The organism is Streptomyces sp. S3(2020), assembly GCF_013044505.1.
Classification (GTDB): Bacteria; Actinomycetota; Actinomycetes; order Streptomycetales; family Streptomycetaceae; genus Streptomyces.
In genome coordinates, this window is record NZ_JABERD010000016.1 from 44353 (window position 1) to 66448 (window position 22096).

Genomic DNA, 22096 nt, shown 5'->3' on the forward strand with positions numbered 1-22096 from the left:
TCCCGGTGCGAATCCACTCCCGAGTGCGGGGAGGAAATGCCCCGCCGGCCGGCCCCCGTCACCGGGCCCGAACGAGACCGTCGTACCGGCCGCGGAGACACGGCGCCACGACGGTGAAGGCGTGGTGGCACCGCGAGCACCCTCTCGCCCACGCCCCGAGGGGCCCTCCCCGGGGCGGCGCCCGCCGTTCCGGCAGAACCGGACGGAGCGCGCACCATGCTCGACGTCACCCTCATCCGACAGTACCCCGACCGAGTCCGCGACGCCCTGCGCAAGCGCGCCGTGGACGCCGACATCCCCGCCTTCCTCGTCCTGGACGCCGAGTTCCGCGAGGCCCGCGGTGCCGTGGAGCGGCTGCGCGGGGAGCGGCGGCGGATCTCGGCCGACATCGCCGTACGGCGCCGGGCGGGCGAAGCCGCCGGGGGGCTCCAGGCCGACGCCAAGGAGCTGACCGACCGGCTCGCGGACGCCGAGGCCGAGCTCGCCCGGCTGGCGCGGGAGCATCAGGCCTTCCTCGACGCTCTCCCCAACCTCCCGGACGACGACGTCGTGGCGGGCGGCAAGGAGAACAACCAGGTCGTACGGGTCACCGGAACCCCGCCCGCCTTCGACTTCGACGCCAAGGACCACGTCCGGCTCACCGAGGAACTCGGCCTCGTCGACCACCGGCGCGGCACCCGGCTCGCCGGCAGCGGCTACTGGGTCTACCGCGGCGAGGGCGCCGCCCTGGAGTGGGCGCTGCTCAGCCACTTCCTCGACACGCACCGCCGGGCGGGCTACGAGTTCGTGCTGCCGCCGCACTTGCTGACCCACGAAGCCGGCTATACGGCGGGACAGTTCCCGAAGTTCGCCGACGAGGTCTTCCGTACGGACGACGGCCACTTCCTGCTGCCGACCGCCGAGACCGCCCTGGTGAACCTGCACCGCGGCGAGACCCTCGACGAGGACGGGCTGCCCCTCAAGTACGTGGCCTACACGCCCTGTTACCGCAAGGAGAGCGGCAGCCACCGCACCGCCGACCGTGGCACCCTGCGCGGCCACCAGTTCAACAAGGTCGAGCTGTTCCAGTTCGCCCGCCCCGAGGACTCGGACGCGGCCCAGCACGAACTCCTCGCCCGCGCGGAGGAGTTGGTCGCCGGGCTCGGACTGCACCACCGGGTCACCCGGCTCGCCGCCGAGGACACCAGCCCCGCCCAGGCCAAGACCTACGACGTCGAGGTGTGGCTGCCGAGCCTCGGCGCGTACGCCGAGGTCAGCTCGGTGTCGAACGCCCGCGAGTACCAGGCCCGGCGCGGTGGCATCCGCTACCGGCCGCGGGGTGGCGGCAAGTCGGCGTACGTCCACACCCTCAACGCCTCGGGCCTCGCCACCAGCCGGCTGCTGCCCGCGATCCTGGAACAGCACCAGCGGGCCGACGGAACGGTCGAGGTGCCGAGCGTGCTGACGCGCTGGGGAGCCCCCGAGCTTCTGCGTCCTCGGGTTACCCGGGGTTAGCTCTCCACCCGAACCCCCTTGCGTGCGCGCCGGATCGTCACAACTCCGGCGCGCGCCTTGTCTTCCCTCCTCGCGAGCCCGGGCGTACCTTGACGGCCCATCTGATGTGCCGTCAGGTATTCGCGCAAGGCAGGAACCAGTCAGGGAAACGAGTAAGGGAGCGGAACCGTGTCGTACCGGAAACGAACCGCCGCGCTCGCGTCCGCCGCGGCCCTGGCCGGCTCGGTGGTGCTGATGGCCGCCCCCGCCGCCCGGGCCGAGGTCGTCGACGTCAAGTACCAGTGCAAGACGCCGATCGGCGACAAGAGCGCCCTCTCGCCCATCGACATCAAGGGCGTCAAGAGCGGCAGCGGCTACAAGATCACCATGTCCTGGCAGAAGGGCGTCTCCTCCAGCCCGGTCGATCTGGGCAAGGGGTCGATGGAGCCGAGTGCCGTCATCCAGCTCGGTGGCGCCGAGAAGGGCACGCTGAAGGTGACCGGCGCGGCCAACCAGGCGGTGGTGCCCGCCAACACCCCCATCAAGATCAATGACTTGAGCGGTACGTACACGCCGAAGGAGTCCGGGAAGGTCACCTTCACGGCGGGTGTGCTGACCATCATCGCGCTCGGTACGACGACGACGTGCACGCCGACGAACAGTCCCGGGCCGTCGCTGAGTCTCGATGTGACCGCGGCGGGTGGCTCCGCCGACGACACGCAGAACGAGTCCGGCTCCGGTGACTCGCTGCCGCAGACGGGGCCCGAGGATTCGGCGATCGCGCTCGGGACGCTGGGCGGCACGGTGTTGCTCGTGGGGGCGGCGGGGTCGTTGTGGGTTACGCGGAGGCGTCGGCGTTCTGCGGGATGAGTTGCGCCATCGGTTCTGCCGGGCCATGACTGTCGGCGGCTGCGGGCGGTTCGTGGTTGCTCGCGCAGTTCCCCGCGCCCCTTAAGGGGCGCGTTCCCGCAACGCACGATCCTACGGAGCCGCTGATGTCGTTCGCCCTTCGTGTTCTGGGGCTGACCCTGCTCACCCTGCTTCCCGCCGTTCCGGCGGCGACTGCCGCCGGCGGGTGGTCCGTCGCGCCCTCGGGGGAGGGGCGGTCCGCGTTCTACGGTGAGGGCGAGCCCGGCGTCGTGCTTCAGGACACGGTGGCGCTGACCAACCGCTCCGAAGGCCCGGTCGACGTCTCTCTGCGGAGCGAGGGCGTCGACGTCACCTTCGCCGACGACCGGCTCCGGCTGGCCCCCGGCACCCGCACCGAGGTGCCGTTCACCGTGACCGTTCCCGATGAGGACGGCATCGCCGAGATCGTGGCCCGGGACTCCGACGGGCGGACCCGGCGGGTGGCCCTGCACCTCCGTGCGGCTGTGCCCAACGTGTCCGCGCTGACCGTCGAGCACCTTGCCGTGCGCGGTGACCGTATCACGTACGAGCTGGTCAACCGGGGTACGACCGCGCTCGCGCCCCGGGTCGCCGTCAGCGCCGACGGTGTCTTCGGCCGGGTCCTTGACCGGGCTCCGCGCACCCTCGCGGCCGAACTGGCGCCGGGGGAGCGGCGGAAGCTCAGTGAGTCGTGGGACCGGCCCGCGCTGGACTTCGTCGAGGTGCGGCTGACGGTGACGGCGGGTGGGGTGCGGGACGTGGCGAGCGTGTCGACGGGAGGCGGGCCGTGGGAGATGGGGGCCGCCGGGGCGGTGGCGGCCGGGGGCGCGCTGTTCGTCGTACGACGTCGAAGGCGCCGTAAGGGCGACGCGATTGAACCCTCTTGTGCCGAAGTCGAGTTGACGGGAGCGGTGTCGTGAAGGTGCGGATCCTGGTGCTGGCGGCGCTCCTGGCGCTGGTGTCGGTCGTGTCGTTGCCCGTCCAGGCCGCCGAGCGGCCCACGGTGAAGCTCTCCAAGTCCCAGGCGGGGACCGGCGGTTCGATCACCGTCAGCGGCGGCGGCTGGCGGGCGAAGACGCTGCTGATGATCCTGGTCTGCGGGCAGGCCGTGCCGTCGCGGGGGGTGCCCGGTGGCACCAACTCCTGTGCCAACGCGGACGGTCGGGCCGTCACCACGGACGCCGACGGCCGTTTCAGCAAGAAACTGCCGGTCGCCGAGCCGCCCGTGCCCTGCCCCTGCGTGGTCCATGTGGCGACGGTGACCGGGGCGAAGGCCGAGGCCGACGTCGTCTTCCAGGTCGCCGGGCACGCCGTGGAGCCCCTCCCGGCCGAGGCCTCCGGCGGGCGGCTGTCCGTGCTCACCGACACCCGGCTCGACGGCTCCGGCGGACTGCTGACCTGGTTCGGGGCACCACCCGCCCGCACCCTCGTCTTCACCGTCGGCAACGTCGGCACCTCGGACATCAAGAACCCCCTCTTCCAGGTCGGCACCTCCCACGGTGTGTTCGCCCCGCAGTGGGAGGAACAGCAGTGGCGCGGCACGATCGAGCCGGGCAAGAAGGCGCGCATCGAACTGCCCGTCGAACTCGCGGGCGGCGCGCACGGCGACTACACCGTGTCCCTCAAGTACGGCGGCAAGGTCCTCGCCGAGCAGCCCTGGGGTGTGGACCGGCCCTGGGGCGTGACCCTCTTCTGGATCCTGGTCTGCCTGGTCGTGCCCGCCGCGCTGTTCCGTATCGGGATGGCCGTGATCGACCGGGTACGGCCGCACCGGTCCGGCCGCGCCAGGACCCCGGTCCGGCTGCGGCTGCCCGAACTCACCCTGCGGCTCCCGGGGTCGCACACCCCGCACCGGCAGCCGCCGCCCTCTTCGACCCTGCCGTGGTTCACCCCGGACTCCGATCCGGGCGCGGCCGGCCGGCTCTCCGCACCGCACGACGACAACTCGACGACTTCCACCAGAAAGGGATCCACGTGAGACAGCGAAGGAGAGTCCTGCCGGGCCGCGCGAGAGTCGCGCTCGCGCTCGGCTGCGCGGGCGCGCTGACAGGTGTGGCCGTCGTGCCCGCCCAGGCGGCGGAGGTGTCGTTCGCGACACACTGCATACCGCCCGTGGGTGATCCGGTGGACGGCACCACCAAGGTCGAGGTCACCGCCCCGGAGACCGCGAAGGTCGGCGACGAGGTCACGGTGGTGTGGAAGTTCGTCCAGGCCGCCTCGAAGAACCCCGGTCCCATCGTCATCGAGAAGGACAAGGTCAAGCCGACCGGCACCCTCAAGGCGGCCGGTGCGCAGACCGCCGACATCGCGATGGAGGGCCCGCAGGAGAACCCGGAGATCCCCATCGGCAGCGACATGGTGCTCTCCGACATGACGGGCACGCTGAAGCTGACGACGGCCGGCGAGGTGACGCTGACGCCGGACGCGTTCGTCGTCAACGCCTACGGCACGAAGACCAACTGCGCGCCGACGGAGGCCGTACCGACAGCCGCGACCATCAAGGTCGAGGAGGGCGACGGGAGTTCACCGAGTACCACCCCGAGTCCGACCGACAGCGAGAGCACGTCCCCGACACCGACGGAGAGCACCACGGAGAGCCCCTCCGGGACCCCCTCCGCGAGCGCGTCCGAGACCGACGGCGGCCAGACCGACTTCACCGGCGAGGTCGTCGACATCCCCTACACCTGCCAGTCGCCCATCGGGGAGCAGAAGGCGACCTCCTCGATCCAGATCAACGCCAAGAAGAACGGCGGGGACTTCGACATCACCGTGCAGTACAAGAAGGCGCCGATGAACAGTCCGGCGCCCATTCCCGCGGGCAAGCTCCAGCCGTTCATGAAGGTCGTCCTGGGCGGCGCCGACGAGGGTTCGGTGGCCGTGGAGGGGCCGGTCAACGCCGAGGAGATCAAGACGGGGGACCCGATCGAGATCCCGGACATGACCGGCACGTACAAGCCGGGGGCCACCGGTGAGTCGACGCTGTCGCCGGGGGTGCTGACGATCGAGGCGCTCGGTACGACGACGACGTGCACACCGGACAAGACGGAGGTCTCGCTGACCCTGGACACGACCGAGCAGGAGGGCGGGGCGTCGGGCGGTTCGTCGTCGACGGGTGGTGACTCGACCTCCGGTGGTCTCGCGGACACCGGTTCCGGGGATCACGACGCGTTGAAGGCGCTCGGGCTGGTGGCCGGTACGACCGTGTTGCTGGGTGCCGCTGTGTTCACGTTCCTTCCGGGGCGGCGGCGTCTGCGGTGATGGTGCCGACGGCCGGTGGGTGCTGGTCGCGCGGTTCCCGGCGCCCCTAGGCGGGTCGGTGCTCACGCGTGTTTCGACAGCCAGCTCAGGATCTGTTCCCTTGCCTGGCTCATGAGGGCGCCTCCATGTGAGGCGCCCTCCAGCGTGCGTACGGTGATGTCCCTGTGCCCCGACCGCCGTTCCGCCGCCGCCAGTTCCGTCGAATGGGCCGGCGGTACGAAGTCGCCCTCCGAGTGGATCAGTAGCATCGGGGCGTCGTCCGCGCCGGAGGCGTGGGTGCGGGCCGCGAGGTCGGCCCAGCGGGCCCAGCAGCGCGGGCCCGTGCGGTCCGGGTCGCAGCCGACCAGACGGCGTGCCTCCTGGCGCAGGCGGCGCTGCCGGTCCGTGGCTCCGGGGCGGCCGCCGTCCACCCAGGCCCGGTAGGGGGAGGCGACCGGGGACAGGGCAACCACGCCCCGGACCAGCGATCCGCCCGCGCCGTACGTCGCCGCGTCCAGGGCGAGCTGGCCGCCCGCGGAGGAGCCGAGCAGCAGGGGCCGGCCGGGGGAGTCGGCGGCGATCCAGCGCAGAGCCGCCCGGACGTCCTCGCGCTGTGCCGGCCAGCGGGCGTCGGTGTTCAGGCGGTAGTCGGTCTCGTAGACGCGGAAGCCCTGTCCCGCCAGCCACCGTGCCGTGCGGCTCCAGTCGGCGTCCTCGGCCCAGTAGCCGCCGTGCAGGATCACCACGGGCGGGGCGCCCCGGTCGCCGTACACCGTGACGGTCTGCCGTTCGTGGCCGCCGTACGGGGTCGCTTCCGGGACCGCCTCCACGACCGTGCCGGACGACGACATGAGGAAGCCGAGGGCCGCGGCCACCGACAGGAACGTACGACGCATACTCCCGATGGTGTGGTGCGGTCCTGGAGCGCGGCCGGAAAACCCCGAAGGGCCACCGCACCGGGTGGTGCGGCGGCCCTTCGTTCGAAGAAACGTCAGTGGACGTCGCCCATGAGCTCCTTGACCCGGTTGCGGTACATCCAGATCGCGACACCGGCGACCACGGCGAGCGTGGCCTCCAGGGCGACGATGCCCGTCCTGTTCAGGTCGACGCCGGCGATGGAGAGCAGACCGGTCGTGGCGTCACCGGCGGTGACGGCCAGGAACCAGACGCCCATCATCTGGGAGGCGTACTTGGCCGGGGCCATCTTCGTCGTCACCGACAGGCCGACCGGGGAGAGCAGGAGCTCACCGACGGTCTGGACGAAGTAGATCGCCACCAGCCACGCCGCGGCCGCCTTGTGACCGCCCTCGGCGATCGACAGCGGGGCGAGGAACAGGAAGAAGGACGCGCCGACCAGCACCAGACCCGAGGAGAACTTCACGATCGTGCTCGGCTCCTTGCCGCGCCGGTTCAGCGCGAGCCAGAACCAGGCGAAGACCGGGGCCAGCGCCATGATCAGGACCGGGTTGACCGACTGGTACCAGGAGACCGGGAACTCCCAGCCGAAGATGGTGTTGTCGGCGGAGGAGTCGGCGAAGATCGACAGGGTCGAGCCGCCCTGGTCGTAGATCATCCAGAACACGGCGGCGGCGACGAAGAACCAGATGTACGCCGACATCGAGCGCTGCTCGGTGCGGTCCAGGTCCTTGTCGCGCTTGATGCGGGCCAGCACCATCACCGGGATGATCAGGCCGAGCAGGGTCAGCGGGACCAGGATCCAGTTCAGCGTGTAGTGGCCGGAGAAGCCGACGATCGCGTAGAAGACGACGGCGATGCCCGCCCAGATCGCGGCCTTGCGCAGCGTGGACTGCTTCTCCTCGGCCGACAGCGGCGTCGGGACCACGCTGGAGCGGTCCGCCAGGTGGCGGGAGCCGATCAGGAACTGGCCGAGGCCGAGCGCCATGCCGAGCGCGGCGAGCGCGAAGCCCAGGTGCCAGTTGACGTTCTCACCGATGGTGCCGATGACCAGCGGCGCGGCGAACGCGCCGAGGTTGATGCCCATGTAGAAGACGGTGAAGCCACCGTCGCGACGCGGGTCGTCCTTGCCCTCGTAGAGGTGGCCGACCATCGTCGAGATGTTGGCCTTCAGCAGACCCGAACCGAGCGCGACCAGGCCCAGACCGGCGTAGAAGGTGCCGGAGGACGGCAGCGCCAGGGTGAGGTGGCCGAGCATGATGACGCCACCGGCGACGGCGACGGTCTTGCGGGGGCCCCAGACGCGGTCGCCGAACCAGCCGCCGGGCAGCGCGAGCAGGTACACCAGCGACACGTACACGGAGTAGATCGCGGTCGCCGTCGCGGCGCTGAGGTGGAGGCCGCCCGGGGCGACGAGGTACAGCGGGAGGAGAGCCCTCATGCCGTAGTAGGAGAAACGCTCCCACATCTCGGTCATGAAGAGAGTGGCCAGTCCGCGGGGGTGGCCGAAGAAGGTCTGCTCGGTTCCGGGGGTGCCCGGGCGGGCCGAGTCCTTCGTCAGGCTGGACGCCATGGTCGTTCCTTGCTGGTGGGGACGCACATAAAAGAGACCTTCAGCGTGAAGTGATCGCCAAAGGTCCCCGTGCTGCAAAAGGCGTCTTTCACCATACGGCAGGACAGGGCCGGAAATGGAAGGACTTGAGATGTGGATCACAGGTAATCATGGAACCGTACACACGTTTTCTAAGGTTCTTACCGCGTCCTCACCGTGGAGACATAGGTTCGTACCAAATCGCCCCATGGTAAGAATCACGGGCTTGCGATCACACCCCAGCTTCTGTCATGGGCGGTCTACCATCAGGTCATGACCCGTGTACTGCTCGCCGAGGACGACGCGTCCATCTCGGAGCCGCTGGCCCGCGCACTGCGCCGGGAAGGGTACGAGGTCGAGGTGCGCGAGGACGGCCCCACCGCGCTCGACGCCGGCATCCAGGGCGGCATCGATCTGGTCGTGCTGGACCTCGGACTCCCCGGCATGGACGGCCTCGAAGTGGCCCGCCGACTGCGCGCCGAAGGCCTCACCGTGCCCATCCTCATCCTGACCGCGCGTGCGGACGAGGTGGACACCGTCGTCGGGCTCGACGCCGGCGCCGACGACTATGTGACCAAGCCGTTCCGGCTCGCCGAGCTGCTCGCCCGGGTCCGGGCCCTGCTGCGGCGCGGTGCCGCGGAGCCGGCGCAGCCGCCGGCCACCCACGGCGTGCGGATCGACGTCGAGTCGCACCGCGCGTGGATGGGTGACGAGGAGCTCCAGCTCACCGCCAAGGAGTTCGACCTGCTGCGGGTTCTCGTGCGGGACGCGGGGCGGGTCGTCACGCGTGACCAGCTCATGCGTGAGGTGTGGGACACGACGTGGTGGTCGTCGACCAAGACGCTGGACATGCACATCTCGTGGCTGCGGAAGAAGCTCGGTGACGATGCGGCCAATCCTCGGTACATCGCCACCGTGCGGGGTGTCGGGTTCCGTTTCGAGAAGAGCTAGCTTCCGCGTGTCGTGTTGTCCGTGCGGGTCGACTGTGGCTGGTCGCGCCCACGCGGCGGTAGCCGCAAAATGACACAGCCCCGCGCCCCCAGGCCGGTGCCCTGCACCGGCCTCCAGAAGTAACCCGCCCGGAGGGGCCCCGTGCGTCGCCGTCTCATCCAGTCCACCCTCGCCGTGGTGCTGGTCGTCATCGCCGTCTTCGGCGTGAGCCTTGTCATCGTCGAGACCCGCACCATCAGCAACAGCGCGCAGGAGCGGGTCGACTCCGAGGCGGTGCGGCTGGCCAGCATCGTGGACAGCCGGCTGCTCGGGCATCAGACGGTCGACGCCCAGGTGCTGAAGGAGCAGGTCACGGGGGAGCGGTACGCCGTCATCCGGATCCCCGGCGAGCCGGTCATCGAGGTCGGCACCAAGCTCACCGGCGACGTCATCAGCGCCACGGCGACCGGCGAGGAGGGCGAGAAGGTCACCGTCCAGGAGCCCCGCTCGTCCGTGACCCGCGAGGTCGGCCGGACCCTGCTGATCATCGGGGCGGTGGCACTGCTCGCGGTGATCGCGGCCGTGCTGCTCGCCGTACGGCAGGCCAACAAGCTGGCGTCACCGCTGACCGACCTCGCCGAGACCGCGGAACGCCTCGGTTCCGGCGACCCGCGCCCCCGGCACAAGCGGTACGGCGTCCATGAGCTCGACCGGGTCGCCGACGTCCTGGACTCCTCCGCCGAGCGCATCGCCCGCATGCTCACCGCGGAGCGGCGCCTCGCCGCCGACGCCTCCCACCAGCTGCGTACGCCGCTCACCGCCCTGTCCATGCGCCTTGAGGAGATCACCCTCACCGACGACCTGGACACGGTGAAGGAAGAGGCCACCATCGCGCTCACGCAGGTGGAACGGCTGACGGACGTGGTGGAGCGGCTGCTCACCAACTCCCGCGACCCCCGTACCGGCTCCGCCGTCTCCTTCGACCTCGACGAGGTCATCCAGCAGCAGCTCGCCGAGTGGCGCCCCGCCTACCGCAGCGCGGGCCGCGCCATCGTGAGCTCCGGCAAGCGGCATCTGCGGGCGGTCGGTACCCCGGGCGCGGTGGCGCAGGTGCTGGCGGCACTGATCGAGAACTCGCTCATGCACGGCGGCGGCACGGTGGCGCTGCGGACCCGGGTGACCGGCAACCAGGCGGTCATCGAGGTCACGGACGAGGGGCCGGGGGTGCCCGCCGATCTGGGCGCGCGGATCTTCGAGCGGGCCATCAGCGGGCGGAACTCCACGGGTATCGGCCTCGCCGTCGCCCGGGACCTCGCGGAGGCCGACGGAGGGCGCCTGGAGATGCTCCAGGCGCAGCCCGCGGTGTTCGGGCTGTTCCTGTCGCGTACGCCGGTACAGAAGCCGGCCACGGAGGCGGAACCGACCGTACGGTGACCGGGCGGCTCAGCCGACCCGCTGCCTGGCCCGCTGCCTCGGCCGCCGGGCCTGTGCCGCCTCCGCCTGTGCCTGTGCCGCCTCCGCCTCCGCCAGGAAGGATTCCGCGCTGGCGACCACCTCGGGCCCCGGCATGGTCTTGAACACCCACGACCGGTAGGACCAGAAACGGAACAGGGTGGCGATACCGATGCCGAGGAACTTGAAGACGTTGCTCTGGAGCGGGCTGTCCCAGCCGAAGCCGTACGTCGCCGCGTAGAGCACGCCGTTCTCGATCACCAGACCGACCGCGCTGAACAGCAGGAAGAGGATGAGCTCCCTGGTGCGGCCGCTCTTGTCGCGGTCCCGGTACGTGAAGTAGCGGAAGCCGATGTAGTTCGAGATGATCGCGACGACCGTGGCGATCACACTGGCGCGCACCACCTGGAGGTCGGTCGTGTGCCGCACCAGGTTGAAGACGAGAAGGTTGACGAGCAGACCCGCTCCGCCCACGGCGCCGAACTTGGCGGCCTCGCGCACGAGCCGGTCGACGCGCTGTCGTACCGCGCTCGGAGGCGCCGCATGAAGCGCCGAGGAACCACGTCCCATGGTCGTGCAAGCCCCCGTCCGTCCGGTTTCGTCAACCAAGCCATGCTAACCACCCCCCTGTGCAAACGCTTGTGGACGAGCTCACAGATTGGGAACAGGACGTGAAGACGGGTGCGGGTTTCGGGCCAGACCGGCGGAAAACGCGTGCATGAGGTACGGAATCCGGCCGCCTCGATGTGGCCGATACCCTAGGAGCGTGACGTTCCCGGTAGTCGGCATGGTCGGCGGGGGCCAGCTCGCTCGTATGACACACGAGGCGGGCATCCCGCTCGGCATCAGGTTCAAGCTCCTCAGTGACACCCCTCAGGATTCCGCGGCGCAGGTCGTAGGCGATGTCGTCATCGGCGACTATCGCGATCTCGACACGCTGCGTGACTTCGCGAGGGGCTGCGATGTGATCACCTTCGATCACGAACACGTACCCACCGAGCACCTCCGGGCGCTGGAGGCGGACGGCATCCCCGTGCGCCCCGGGCCCGACGCGCTGGTGCACGCCCAGGACAAGGGCGTGATGCGAGCGAGGCTCGACGCGATCGGGGTGCCGTGCCCACGGCACCGGATCGTCAGCGACCCGGCTGATGTGGTCGCCTTCGCGGAAGAAGAGGGGGACGGCTTCCCGGTCGTCCTCAAGACCGTCCGCGGCGGCTACGACGGCAAGGGCGTGTGGGTCGTCGACTCGCTGGAGGAGGCCGCCGACCCCTTCCGGGCCGGTGTCCCGGTCCTCGCGGAGGAGAAGGTCGACTTCGTCCGCGAGCTCGCCGCCAATGTCGTACGGTCGCCGCACGGCCAGGCCGTCGCCTACCCGGTGGTGGAGTCCCAGCAGGTCAACGGCGTCTGCGACACCGTGATCGCCCCGGCGCCCGACCTGGACCCGGCCCTCGCGCTCAAGGCCGAGGAGATGGCGCTCAGCATCGCCAAGGAACTGGACGTGGTCGGCCACCTCGCCGTCGAACTGTTCCAGACCCGCGACGGGCGCATCCTCGTCAACGAGCTCGCGATGCGCCCGCACAACTCCGGCCACTGGTCGATGGACGGCGCGATCACCTCCCAGTTCGCCAACCACGTCCGGGCCGTCCTGGACCTGCCCCTCGGCGACCCGCGCCCCCGCGCGAAGTGGACGGTCATGGCGAACGTCCTCGGCGGCGACTACCCGGACATGTACTCCGCGTACCTGCACTGCATGGCCCGCGACCCCCAGCTCAAGATCCACATGTACGGCAAGGACGTGAAGCCCGGCCGCAAGGTCGGCCACGTCAACACCTACGGCGACGACCTCGACGACGTGCTGGAGCGCGCCCGTCACGCAGCCGGCTACCTGAGAGGCACGATCACCGAATGAGCCCCGTTGTTGGCATCGTCATGGGGTCGGACTCCGACTGGCCCGTCATGGAGGCCGCCGCCCAGGCACTCGACGAGTTCGAGATCGAGTACGAGGTCGACGTCGTCTCCGCCCACCGGATGCCGCGCGAGATGATCGCGTACGGCGAGGAGGCGGCCGGGCGGGGCATCAAGGTGATCATCGCGGGCGCCGGGGGAGCGGCCCATCTCCCCGGCATGCTCGCCTCCGTCACCCCGCTGCCCGTCATCGGCGTCCCGGTGCCGCTGAAATACCTCGACGGTATGGACTCGCTGCTCTCCATCGTGCAGATGCCGGCCGGCGTCCCGGTCGCCACCGTCTCCGTCGCCGGCGCCCGCAACGCGGGTCTGCTCGCCGCCCGGATCCTCGCCGCCCACGACGAGGAACTCCTCGGCCGGATGAAGGAGTTCCAGCAGGAGCTCAACGACCAGGCCACCGACAAGGGCAAGCGGCTGCGCGCCAAGGTCGAGGCGCCGGGCAACGGCTTCGGCTTCGGTTCGGCGAAGTGACCGCCCTGTCCTCGGCGGCGACGGCCCGCGAACTCCTCGCCGAGTTCCCGGTCGTCGACGGCCACAACGACCTGCCCTGGGCGCTGCGCGAACAGGTCCGCTACGACCTCGACGCCCGCGACATCGCCACCGACCAGAGTGCCCACCTCCACACCGACCTCGCACGACTGCGGGCCGGTGGCGTGGGCGCGCAGTACTGGTCGGTGTACGTCCGCTCCGATCTGCCCGGCGCGGTGCCGGCGACGCTGGAACAGATCGACTGCGTACGGCAGTTGATCGACCGGCACCCGGACGCGCTGCGGGCCGCGCTGACGGCGGCGGACATGGAGGCGGCGCGTGCGGAGGGCCGTATCGCCTCCCTGATGGGGGCCGAGGGCGGGCACTCCATCGCCAACTCCCTCGCCACGCTACGCGCGTTGTACGCGCTCGGCGTGCGCTACATGACCCTCACCCACAACGACAACAACGACTGGGCGGACTCCGCGACCGACGCGCCGCGCGTCGGCGGCCTGTCGGCCTTCGGCCGTACCGTGGTGCGGGAGATGAACCGCGAGGGCATGCTCGTCGACCTCTCGCACGTGGCGGCGACGACGATGCGGGACGCGCTGGACACCTCCGAGGCTCCGGTGATCTTCTCCCACTCCTCGTCCAGGTCGGTCTGCGACCATCCGCGCAACATCCCCGACGACATCCTGGAACGGCTGCCCGGCAACGGCGGCATGGCGATGGTGACGTTCGTGCCGAAGTTCGTGCTCCAGGCCGCGGTCGACTGGACCGCCGCCGCGGACCAGAACATGAGCGCCCACGGCTTCCACCACCTCGCGACCACCGCCGCCGCCATGGAGGTGCACCGCGCCTTCGAGGAACGGCACCCACGCCCGATCGCCACGGTGTCCACCGTCGCCGACCACCTGGACCACATGCGCGAGGTGGCGGGCATCGACCACCTGGGCATCGGCGGCGACTACGACGGCACCGCCTTCACCCCCGACGGCCTCGGCGACGTCTCCGGCTACCCGAACCTGATCGCGGAGCTCCTCGACCGCGGCTGGTCCAGGTCCGACCTCGCCAAGCTCACATGGCAGAACGCGGTACGGGTCCTGGGCGCGGCGGAGGACGTGGCACGGGAGCTCCGGGTGACGCGCGCACCGTCCAACGCGACCATCGAGTCGCTCGACGCCTGACGGACACATGCAGGGGACCCTGCGCGAAGAGGCCGGTGACGGGGCGTACCCCCGAACGCCCCGCTCACCAGGAAGCCCTCCGTCCGCCGTGCGACGGTGACCGTACTGCTGATCTCGCCGCCGATCACGACGTACGGAGCCCGCCATGGCAGACCTCCAGGACGAACTGCACACCACCAGCGAGGTCGGCCGGCTCGACGACCTGCCCGACCCGTTCGTCGAGCCGGAGCCCTACACGCCGGTCTCCGACCCGGACACCGAGCCCCTGGAGCGGGCGCACGCCATCCTCGCCGCGCATCCCGTCGCCGACGGGTACAGCGGGCTGCCGTGGGCGCTGAGGCATCTGCCGTGGTTCGACCTGGAACTCGGCGAGAGCTCCGTCGACACGGACGTGCCACGGCTGCGGGAGGGGCATGTCGGCGCGCTGTTCTGGTCGCTGCATCTGCCCGAGAGCCTCGGCGGCGACCGGGCCGTCGGCGCCACGCTGGAGCAACTGGACCTGGTGAAGACCGTCGTGCGGAGCCATCCGGAGGGGCTACGGCTCGCCCGTACCGCCGGGGAGACCGCCGACGTGCGGCACTGCGGCCGGGTCGCCGTGCTGCTCGGGCCCGCCGGCGCGGCCGCGCTCGGTGACTCGCTCGGCATCCTGCGCTCGCTGCACGCCCTCGGCCTGCGCGTGCTCACCCTGTCCGGCGCGACCTGGGCGAGCGAGGCGGGGCTGACCCGGTTCGGGGAGGAGGTGCTGCGCGAGATGAACCGGCTCGGTGTGCTCGCCGACGTCTCCGGCGCCTCCGCCGACACCGTCCGCCGCGCCCTGGCCGTCTCCAAGGCGCCGGTCGTGTGCACCCGCTCCGCCGCCCGCGCGCTGCGCCCCCACCCGGCCAATCTCCCCGACGAGCTGCTCACCGAGCTGGGTGCCGCCAAGGGGCTGTGCATGGTGCCGCTCACCGCCGAGCAGACCGGCCCGTCCGTCCGGGACGTCGCCGACCATCTCGACCACGTCCGCACCCTCGCGGGCGCCGGGTGCGTGGGCCTGTCCGGTACCTATGACGCCGGGACCGCCCACCCGCAGGACCTCGCCGACGCCTCCTGCTATCCGCACCTCATCGCCGAACTGCTGCGCCGCGGCTGGTCCGAGTCCGACATCGCCCTGCTGGCCTGGGGCAACGTCCAGCGTGTGCTGCGCGGCGCCGACTTCGCGGCCCGCGCGGCCCGGGAGCGCCGCGAGCCGTCGACGGCGAAGATCTCCGACCTCGACGGCTGAGCGCTCCGCTGGACGTACGGCCAGGGGCCGTTGTCCGTCCGCGGCGCCGTGGTGGCCGACGTCGCGGACCCGCTTGGCCGACGGCCGTCGCCGACGGCCGTCGCCACGGCTCCTACCCGTGCTCGATCCGGCAGAGGCAGAACGGGTGCCCTGCCGGATCGGCATACACCCGGAAGTCGTCCGCGTCCGCCACGAGCAGAGGCCGCGCCCCGAGCCCGAGCACCGCCTTCTCCGCCGCGTCGACCTCCTCCCAGGTGGACCCGGCGTCGAGGTCCAGGTGGAACTGCTGGGCGTTGCCGCCCTCGCGCGGCCAGGCGGGCGGCTGGAAGTCCGGCTCCCGGTTGAAGGCCAGCCGTGGCACGCCGGGTGCCTCCAGGACCACCCAGTCCGCGTCCTCCGCGCGGGGCGTGCCGCCCACGATCGCCGCGTAGAACCCGGCGAGGGCGAGCGGGTCGGGGCAGTCGATCACGACGGAACGGAAACGAGCCACGGTCACGGCGGACCCTCCAGATGTCAGCAGGCGCACAGACAGAACGGGTGCCCCGCCGGGTCCGCGTACACACGCCAGGCGCGGGAGCGGTCGGCGGTGTCCAGCGGCCGGGCGCCGAGCGCCAGCACCCCCTTCTCGGCCGCGTCCAGGTCGTCGACGGTCAGGTCCAGGTGGAACTGCTGAGAGTTGTGGTCCGCGCGCGGCCACTCGGGCGGTACGAACCCGGAGGCTGCCTGGAAGGACAGCGACTGTCCGCCGGGCACCTTCAGGTCCACCCACTCGCCGTCGCCCTCGACGGTGCCGCCCAGTACCTCGGCGTAGAAACCGGCCAGCGCACGGGGGTCCGGACAGTCCAGGACGACGACGCCCAGTGTGGCGAGAGCCATGACTTCCTCCTCGAAGCGGGGGTTACCGCCAGAAGCGGGTAACCGGTAACGGTTACTGCATGCTGCCCCATTGGAGGTAACGTCGCAAGCATGAGTGAACGATCGGCCGCGCCGGGGGGCCTGGCTCTGCTGGAGTCCCTGGTCAACACCCTCGACATCGAGTCGGGCGCCGACGTGCTCGACACGGCGGACGGCCGGGCGCGCTTCGGACTCCCGGAGGAACAGGTCGGACACGCTCGTGAGCTGCGCGAATCACTGCGCGCGACCCTCCTCGCGCACGCCGGCCACCCGCCGCACCGCGCGGTGACCCCCCTGGGCGAGCTGCTGGCGGCGGCGCCGCTGGTCGTGACGGTCGACGCGGGCGACGGCTCGGCCGCGCTCGCGCCCGCCGACGGGGCGCCGCTGCTCTCCCGGGTCGCGGCGGCCGTCGCCGAGGCCCTGGTCGCGGGGACCTGGCCGCGGCTGAAGGCCTGCCAGGCAGCCGACTGCCACTGGGCCTACTACGACCGCAGCCCCGCGGGCCGGGGCCGCTGGTGCTCGATGCAGGTGTGCGGGGCACGCGCGAAGATGCGGCGCTACCGGGCGAGGTAGCACCGCACGGTCAGTCCTGTCCGACGGACGACCGGTCCGGCGCGATCGCGCACCGCCCGGCCCGCAGGAGATGCCGCTGCTCGGCGGGCGGCGTGACGGTTGTCATCCGGGGGCTCCCCGAAAGCGGTTCCCGTGGCGATGCCGGGGCGTGGAGAATGGGGCGCGGCGCCGGTCCGGCCGACTGAGCCTCGGCCGGACCGGCGTTCGCCTGCCGCCGTGCGACCCGTGGTGGGGATGAACCCCGCGCGAAGGCCCCCGCCCGGCTGTCGCTCAGGCCGTCGGCCGGCCCATCGCCCGGAACGACCACCCGGCCTTGCGCCACACCTCCGGGTCGAGCGCGTTGCGCCCGTCGAGGATCAGCCGGGTCGCGGCGACCTCGCCCAGCGCCGCCGGGTCCAGCTCGCGGAACTCCCGCCACTCCGTCAGATGCAGCACGACGTCGGCACCCCGGACCGCCTCGACGGCGGAGTCGGCGTACCCGAGCGTCGGGAAGACCTGACGGGCGTTCCCCATGCCCTTCGGGTCGTACACCGTCACCTGGCCGCCCTGGAGGTGGATCTGCCCTGCGACGTTCAGCGCGGGCGAGTCCCGGACGTCGTCCGAGTCGGGCTTGAAGGTGGCACCGAGCACCGCGACCCGCTTGCCGAGGAACGACCCGCCCCCGAGCGCCTCCCGGGCCAGCTCCACCATCTGCCCGCGCTGGCGCATGTTGATCGAGTCGATCTCGCGCAGGAAGGACAGTGCCTGGTCCGCGCCGAGCTCACCGGCGCGCGCCAGGAAGGCCCGGATGTCCTTGGGCAGACAGCCGCCGCCGAAGCCGATGCCGGCCCGCAGGTACTTCCGGCCGATCCGGTCGTCGTACCCGATGGCCTCGGCCAGCTTGGCGACATCGCCGCCCGCGGCCTCGCACACCTCGGCCATCGCGTTGATGAAGGAGATCTTCGTGGCGAGGAAGGAGTTCGCCGAGGTCTTCACCAGCTCGGCGGTCGGGAAGTCGGTCACGACGAACGGCGTTCCCTCGCCGACGGGCGTCGCGTACACCTCGCGCAGCAGCTTCTCGGCCCGCTCACTGCGCACGCCGACCACGATCCGGTCGGGGTGCAGGGTGTCGCCGACGGCGAAGCCCTCGCGCAGGAACTCCGGGTTCCAGGCCAGCTCGGCGTCCGCGCCGGCGGGCGCGTTCTCGGCCAGGTAGGCGGCGAGGCGGTCGGCGGAACCGACGGGGACGGTGGACTTGCCGACGACGAGGGCGGGGCCCGTGAGGTGCGGTGCGAGGGAGGCGATGGCGGATTCGACGTAGGACATGTCCGCGGCGTACTCGCCGTGCCGCTGCGGAGTGTTCACGCAGACGAAGTGGACGTCACCGAACGCGCCGAGCTCGGCGAAGTCCATGGTGAAGCGGAGCCGCCCGGTGGAGCCCTCGATACCGGCGACGTGCTTGCGCAGCAGGTCCTCCAGGCCGGGCTCGTACATGGGGACCTCGCCGCGCTGGAGCATGGCGATCTTCTCCGGTACGACATCGAGCCCCAGCACCTCGAAACCGAGCTCGGCCATGGCCGCGGCGTGGGTGGCGCCGAGATAGCCGGTGCCGATCACGGTGATCTTGAGGCTCATGGATGCTCCAGAGAGGGACGTCGTCGGTTGCGCTGCCCGATCCTAGTAGGGGCGTGGCGGGGCCCCTCGGCGGGCAGCTTTCCCTCTGTCGCCAAGCTCACGTATCACTCCCGTGGGCGGGCCCCTAAAATTTGAGTTACTTAACGGTAATTAGCGTCGGCAACGCAGCGCATTTGGAGCGTGAGACACCTTGGCCGGATCGGCTGACTTCGACCTGTACCGCCCGTCCGAGGAGCACGACATGCTCCGCGACGCCATCCGCTCGCTGGCCGAGGCGAAGATCGCGCCGTACGCCGCCGCGGTGGACGAGGAGGCCCGCTTCCCGCGGGAGGCCCTCGACGCTCTGATCGCGAGCGACCTGCACGCCGTGCACGTACCCGAGGAGTACGGCGGCGCGGGCGCGGACGCGCTGGCCACGGTGATCGTGATCGAGGAGGTCGCGCGAGTCTGCGTCTCCTCTTCTCTCATCCCCGCGGTCAACAAGCTGGGCTCCCTGCCGGTGATCCTCTCCGGCTCCGAGGAGCTGAAGAAGAAGTACCTGGGCCCGCTCGCCAAGGGCGACGGCATGTTCTCGTACGCGCTCTCCGAGCCCGACGCGGGCTCCGACGCGGCCGGCATGAAGACCAAGGCGGTCCGCGACGGCGACCACTGGATCCTCAACGGCGTGAAGCGCTGGATCACCAACGCCGGCGAGTCCGAGTACTACACGGTGATGGCCGTCACCGACCCCACCAAGCGCTCCAAGGGCATCTCGGCCTTCGTCGTCGAGAAGTCCGACGAGGGCGTCTCCTTCGGCGCCCCCGAGAAGAAGCTCGGCATCAAGGGCTCCCCGACCCGCGAGGTCTACCTCGACAACGTCCGCATCCCCGCCGACCGCATGATCGGCGAGGAGGGCACCGGCTTCGCCACGGCGATGAAGACCCTGGACCACACGCGGATCACGATCGCGGCGCAGGCGCTGGGTGTGGCGCAGGGCGCCTTCGACTACGCGAAGAACTACGTCCAGGAGCGCAAGCAGTTCGGCAAGGCGATCGCGGAGTTCCAGGGCATCCAGTTCATGCTCGCGGACATGGCCATGAAGATCGAGGCCGCCCGCCAGCTGACGTATGCGGCGGCGGCCAAGTCCGAGCGCGGCGACAAGGACCTCACCTTCCAGGGTGCGGCGGCGAAGTGCTTCGCGTCGGACGTGGCGATGGCGGTGACGGTGGACGCGGTTCAGCTGCTCGGCGGCTACGGCTACACCCGTGACTACCCGGTGGAGCGCATGATGCGGGACGCCAAGATCACGCAGGTGTACGAGGGGACGAACCAGATCCAGCGGATCGTGATGGCCCGCAACCTGCCGTAACGGCTGGTCGGTTTGATCGCTGAGGGGCACCCGCGTTGTGGGTGCCCCTCACTCTTTCAGGTTAACGAGCATATGAAACATGGATGGTGGCAGGTTTCGTGTCGTAGATTCATGGTGTGGCCGGGGACTTCCCGGCACACGGCGGCCATCGTCTGCCGCGCTACTTTCGACCCGTGACCGAAGCATCAGCACGTGGAAATCTGCCCGAGGGATGGCGTGTGGACGGGGACCAGCTCGTCCACGAAGCCGAGTTGCGCGGCTGGAAGCTGACTGTCGTCAGCCTGCTCGACGCACCATGGGATGGCCCTGCGAGCCTTTGTATCGAGCCGCCCGACGACCCGGCGGTCGCGGTCGGGACGGACGGCATCACGGCGGAGCTCATGCGGTCGATCTCCCTGGCGGAGATTCGCAGGACGGCGAAGGAGCTGAGGGCTCGTCTGGGGAGGTCGGCCGACGAGGCCACCGCCGCGGCGGTGCTCCACCGGGTCGAGACGGAGCGGGAGTACGCGTTGATGGCCCGTGAGTACGTGCGTCTGGTGCGGCAGGGGTACCGGAGTCCCGTCACGCGGTTGGCGTCCGCGTGGGGGCTGAGTCGGAACACCATCAGCGGCCGCATCCGGCGAGCACGTGCCATGGGCTTCCTGGACGGGCCGCCGGGCAGACCCGCGGACCGCCTGACCGAGAAAGCCAGGCGTCACCTGGAGGGGGAAGCGCGTGACGCGGAACGGGGCCGGACCGACCGAAGGTGAGCAACTCGTGGCGGTCTTCGAGCGCTGGGCCACCACGAGAGGAGTGGAGAACAGCAGCGTCAAGCAGTACCGCACGTTGCTGAACCGGTCGGTGGAGCCGTACTTCGGGGCTGACGGCATCAGGTGTGTCACTCCCCAACGGGTCGAGACGTGGGTGGAGTGGATGACCCACACATGCGGCTACAAACCCTCCACGGTCCGATTCCGCTTCAACATCCTCATGTCGGTGTTCGGTTGGGCGATCGAGCAAGGACTGGTCGACGGCAACCCGTGCAGGCAGGTGGCTCTCCCCATGAGCGGTGCCCGGACGTACCGGGACCAGCGCGCGGAGGTCCACGTCCCCGATACGGAGACGGTGCTGGCTGTCATCGCGGCTGCCCCGGAGCGCTATTGCGGGATGCTGTGGCTGATGGCCGGATGCGGATTGCGTCTCGGCGAGGCCATGGGCCTTGGCCGCGACCGCATTTGCTTCAGCCAGAAGTCGATCACGGTCGATCGGCAGGTCGCCTGCGACCGGGACACTGGATCGGGTCGCTACGGCAGCATGAGGCTCCGCCACACCAAGTGGCGAGAGGACGGAGAGCAGGGACGTCGAGTTCCGCTCCCCGATGTGGTGGCGCTGGCCCTGCGTCGCCATCTCAGGGACCACCCCACGTGGGGCGAGGCGGACCTGCTGTTCAGCAACGCCACAGGCACTGGCTTGCTGTATCCGTACTACTGGTACGGCCGAATCTGGCGTCCCGCTCTCACTGCCGTCGGTGTCGACTACTTCAAGTCGCACAGCCTCCGGCACTTCTACGCGGCTTCGCTGTTGCGGCAGGGCGTCCCGGTCTCGGAGGTCTCTGCCTGGTTGGGACACACCTCGGTGAGCTTCACCGAGAGGTACTACTCGGACCTGATGCCCGACGCTCCCGACCGCGCACGACTCGCGATCGACGGAGCCCTGGGAGCCCATGGACCGAAGTCGGTCGCTACCGACTCGATCGGCTTGTTCGGAGTCGCGTAGAAGGCCGTTACCTCAATGGCCCTTCCTCAGGAAATAGCCCGGACCGCACTTTTCCATCGCTTACGTTCCGGATTGTTGCCGTCCGCCCGATGGCGTCCGGCGCCGTCCGGGCGTAGGACGGAAGGGCGACGGGGCCCGCCCCCGGGCTCCCGCACCCCCAGGAGGAGCCATGACCCAGCCCGGAATGACCGCGATGAGCAAGGCGATGCAGGACTGCGTCGAGGCGTGCATGTCCTGCCACAGCGTGTGCGAGGAGACCATGAGCTCCTGTATGCAGATGGGCGGCCAGGCCCAGATGCAGATCATGCGCGCGCTCATGGACTGCGCCGAGACGACCCGGATGTGCGCGGACATGATGATGCGCCGCTCGCCGATGTCGGCCGAGATGTGCGCGATGTGCGCCAAGGCCTGTGAGATGTGCGCCGAGGCGTGTATGGGCATGCCGGACGACGAACAGATGATGCGCTGCGCCGAGGCGTGTCGTCGCTGCGCGCAGACGTGTCGCTCGATGGCGGGCGCCACGATGTGAACGCGGGCCCGAG

At 70.5% G+C, this 22096-nt stretch carries 22 protein-coding genes; 16 read left to right on the top strand and 6 right to left on the bottom strand.

Annotation, left to right across the window (positions count from 1 at the left end; all coding sequences use genetic code 11):
- The first annotated feature begins 216 nt into the window (after positions 1 to 216).
- The 5 genes from serS (at position 217) to HLK59_RS08245 (ending at position 5619) form a co-directional block, all read left to right on the top strand.
- On the top strand, positions 217 to 1494 hold the full coding sequence (gene serS / locus HLK59_RS08225; RefSeq protein ID WP_171140608.1) for a serine--tRNA ligase: 1278 nt from the start codon (positions 217 to 219) through the stop codon (positions 1492 to 1494).
- Positions 1495 to 1662: 168 nt separating this feature from the next.
- Complete coding sequence (locus HLK59_RS08230) at positions 1663 to 2343, top strand: LPXTG cell wall anchor domain-containing protein (protein ID WP_171140609.1); 681 nt, start codon at positions 1663 to 1665, stop codon at positions 2341 to 2343.
- Positions 2344 to 2468: 125 nt separating this feature from the next.
- Complete coding sequence (locus HLK59_RS08235; protein WP_171140610.1) at positions 2469 to 3281, top strand: hypothetical protein; 813 nt, start codon at positions 2469 to 2471, stop codon at positions 3279 to 3281.
- Between the two features lie 2 nt (positions 3282 to 3283).
- Positions 3284 to 4339, top strand: a complete 1056-nt coding sequence (locus HLK59_RS08240) for a hypothetical protein (RefSeq protein WP_171140642.1) — start codon at positions 3284 to 3286, stop codon at positions 4337 to 4339.
- The gene (locus HLK59_RS08245) at positions 4336 to 5619 is read left to right on the top strand and encodes a hypothetical protein (RefSeq protein ID WP_346779673.1); all 1284 of its coding nucleotides are present in this window, start codon (positions 4336 to 4338) and stop codon (positions 5617 to 5619) included. Before HLK59_RS08240 ends, HLK59_RS08245 begins: the two co-directional genes overlap by 4 nt.
- 62 nt (positions 5620 to 5681) lie before the next feature.
- Here HLK59_RS08245 and HLK59_RS08250 read toward each other — a convergent pair whose 3' ends face one another.
- Positions 5682 to 6494 carry an alpha/beta hydrolase gene (locus HLK59_RS08250; protein ID WP_171140611.1) on the bottom strand — a complete coding sequence of 271 codons (813 nt, stop codon included), beginning with the start codon at positions 6492 to 6494 and terminating at the stop codon, positions 5682 to 5684.
- A gap of 95 nt (positions 6495 to 6589) precedes the next feature.
- A complete protein-coding gene (locus HLK59_RS08255; protein WP_171140612.1) occupies positions 6590 to 8086 on the bottom strand; it encodes an oligopeptide:H+ symporter in 1497 nt (498 codons plus the stop codon).
- A gap of 291 nt (positions 8087 to 8377) precedes the next feature.
- Here HLK59_RS08255 and HLK59_RS08260 point away from each other — a divergent pair, with 291 nt between their 5' ends.
- Both HLK59_RS08260 and HLK59_RS08265 read left to right on the top strand, forming a co-directional pair.
- Complete coding sequence (locus tag HLK59_RS08260) at positions 8378 to 9055, top strand: response regulator transcription factor (RefSeq protein WP_171140613.1); 678 nt, start codon at positions 8378 to 8380, stop codon at positions 9053 to 9055.
- A 141-nt stretch (positions 9056 to 9196) separates the two neighbouring features.
- Complete coding sequence (locus tag HLK59_RS08265; protein WP_171140614.1) at positions 9197 to 10468, top strand: HAMP domain-containing histidine kinase; 1272 nt, start codon at positions 9197 to 9199, stop codon at positions 10466 to 10468.
- Positions 10469 to 10477: 9 nt separating this feature from the next.
- Here HLK59_RS08265 and HLK59_RS08270 read toward each other — a convergent pair whose 3' ends face one another.
- Complete coding sequence (locus HLK59_RS08270) at positions 10478 to 11056, bottom strand: GtrA family protein (RefSeq protein ID WP_171140615.1); 579 nt, start codon at positions 11054 to 11056, stop codon at positions 10478 to 10480.
- A 196-nt stretch (positions 11057 to 11252) separates the two neighbouring features.
- Between HLK59_RS08270 and HLK59_RS08275 the strand changes: the two genes are divergently transcribed.
- The 4 genes from HLK59_RS08275 to HLK59_RS08290 all read left to right on the top strand — a co-directional run bounded on the left by HLK59_RS08275 (position 11253) and on the right by HLK59_RS08290 (position 15370).
- Positions 11253 to 12395, top strand: a complete 1143-nt coding sequence (locus HLK59_RS08275) for a 5-(carboxyamino)imidazole ribonucleotide synthase (RefSeq protein ID WP_171140616.1) — start codon at positions 11253 to 11255, stop codon at positions 12393 to 12395.
- Positions 12392 to 12922, top strand: coding sequence for a 5-(carboxyamino)imidazole ribonucleotide mutase (gene purE, locus HLK59_RS08280; protein WP_171140617.1), 531 nt, complete (start codon positions 12392 to 12394; stop codon positions 12920 to 12922). The genes HLK59_RS08275 and purE overlap by 4 nt, the downstream gene beginning before the upstream one ends.
- A 5-nt stretch (positions 12923 to 12927) precedes the next feature.
- Positions 12928 to 14106 carry a dipeptidase gene (locus HLK59_RS08285; protein WP_171140644.1) on the top strand — a complete coding sequence of 393 codons (1179 nt, stop codon included), beginning with the start codon at positions 12928 to 12930 and terminating at the stop codon, positions 14104 to 14106.
- 145 nt (positions 14107 to 14251) lie between these two features.
- Positions 14252 to 15370, top strand: coding sequence for a dipeptidase (locus HLK59_RS08290; RefSeq protein WP_171140618.1), 1119 nt, complete (start codon positions 14252 to 14254; stop codon positions 15368 to 15370).
- Positions 15371 to 15482: 112 nt separating this feature from the next.
- On the opposite strand, the gene HLK59_RS08295 is transcribed toward HLK59_RS08290, so the two are convergent.
- Together HLK59_RS08295 and HLK59_RS08300 are read right to left on the bottom strand one after the other, a co-directional pair.
- Positions 15483 to 15866: a VOC family protein gene (locus tag HLK59_RS08295; protein ID WP_171140619.1), complete on the bottom strand. Its 384-nt coding sequence runs from the start codon at positions 15864 to 15866 to the stop codon at positions 15483 to 15485.
- Positions 15867 to 15883: 17 nt separating this feature from the next.
- The gene (locus HLK59_RS08300; RefSeq protein WP_171140620.1) at positions 15884 to 16246 is read right to left on the bottom strand and encodes a VOC family protein; all 363 of its coding nucleotides are present in this window, start codon (positions 16244 to 16246) and stop codon (positions 15884 to 15886) included.
- A gap of 90 nt (positions 16247 to 16336) precedes the next feature.
- On the opposite strand from HLK59_RS08300, the gene HLK59_RS08305 reads away from it, so the two are divergent.
- Positions 16337 to 16837 (top strand): CGNR zinc finger domain-containing protein, encoded by a 501-nt coding sequence (locus HLK59_RS08305; protein WP_171140621.1) that lies wholly within the window; start codon positions 16337 to 16339, stop codon positions 16835 to 16837.
- 270 nt (positions 16838 to 17107) lie between these two features.
- On the opposite strand, the gene HLK59_RS08310 is transcribed toward HLK59_RS08305, so the two are convergent.
- Positions 17108 to 18451, bottom strand: coding sequence for a UDP-glucose/GDP-mannose dehydrogenase family protein (locus HLK59_RS08310; RefSeq protein ID WP_171140622.1), 1344 nt, complete (start codon positions 18449 to 18451; stop codon positions 17108 to 17110).
- Positions 18452 to 18641: 190 nt separating this feature from the next.
- On the opposite strand from HLK59_RS08310, the gene HLK59_RS08315 reads away from it, so the two are divergent.
- The 4 genes from HLK59_RS08315 to HLK59_RS08330 all read left to right on the top strand — a co-directional run bounded on the left by HLK59_RS08315 (position 18642) and on the right by HLK59_RS08330 (position 22083).
- Positions 18642 to 19799, top strand: coding sequence for an acyl-CoA dehydrogenase family protein (locus HLK59_RS08315; RefSeq protein ID WP_277349461.1), 1158 nt, complete (start codon positions 18642 to 18644; stop codon positions 19797 to 19799).
- Between the two features lie 218 nt (positions 19800 to 20017).
- Positions 20018 to 20548: a hypothetical protein gene (locus HLK59_RS08320; RefSeq protein ID WP_171140623.1), complete on the top strand. Its 531-nt coding sequence runs from the start codon at positions 20018 to 20020 to the stop codon at positions 20546 to 20548.
- Complete coding sequence (locus HLK59_RS50845; RefSeq protein WP_171140624.1) at positions 20514 to 21554, top strand: site-specific integrase; 1041 nt, start codon at positions 20514 to 20516, stop codon at positions 21552 to 21554. Before HLK59_RS08320 ends, HLK59_RS50845 begins: the two co-directional genes overlap by 35 nt.
- A gap of 169 nt (positions 21555 to 21723) precedes the next feature.
- Positions 21724 to 22083, top strand: a complete 360-nt coding sequence (locus HLK59_RS08330; RefSeq protein ID WP_171140625.1) for a four-helix bundle copper-binding protein — start codon at positions 21724 to 21726, stop codon at positions 22081 to 22083.
- The last annotated feature ends 13 nt before the right edge of the window (positions 22084 to 22096 follow it).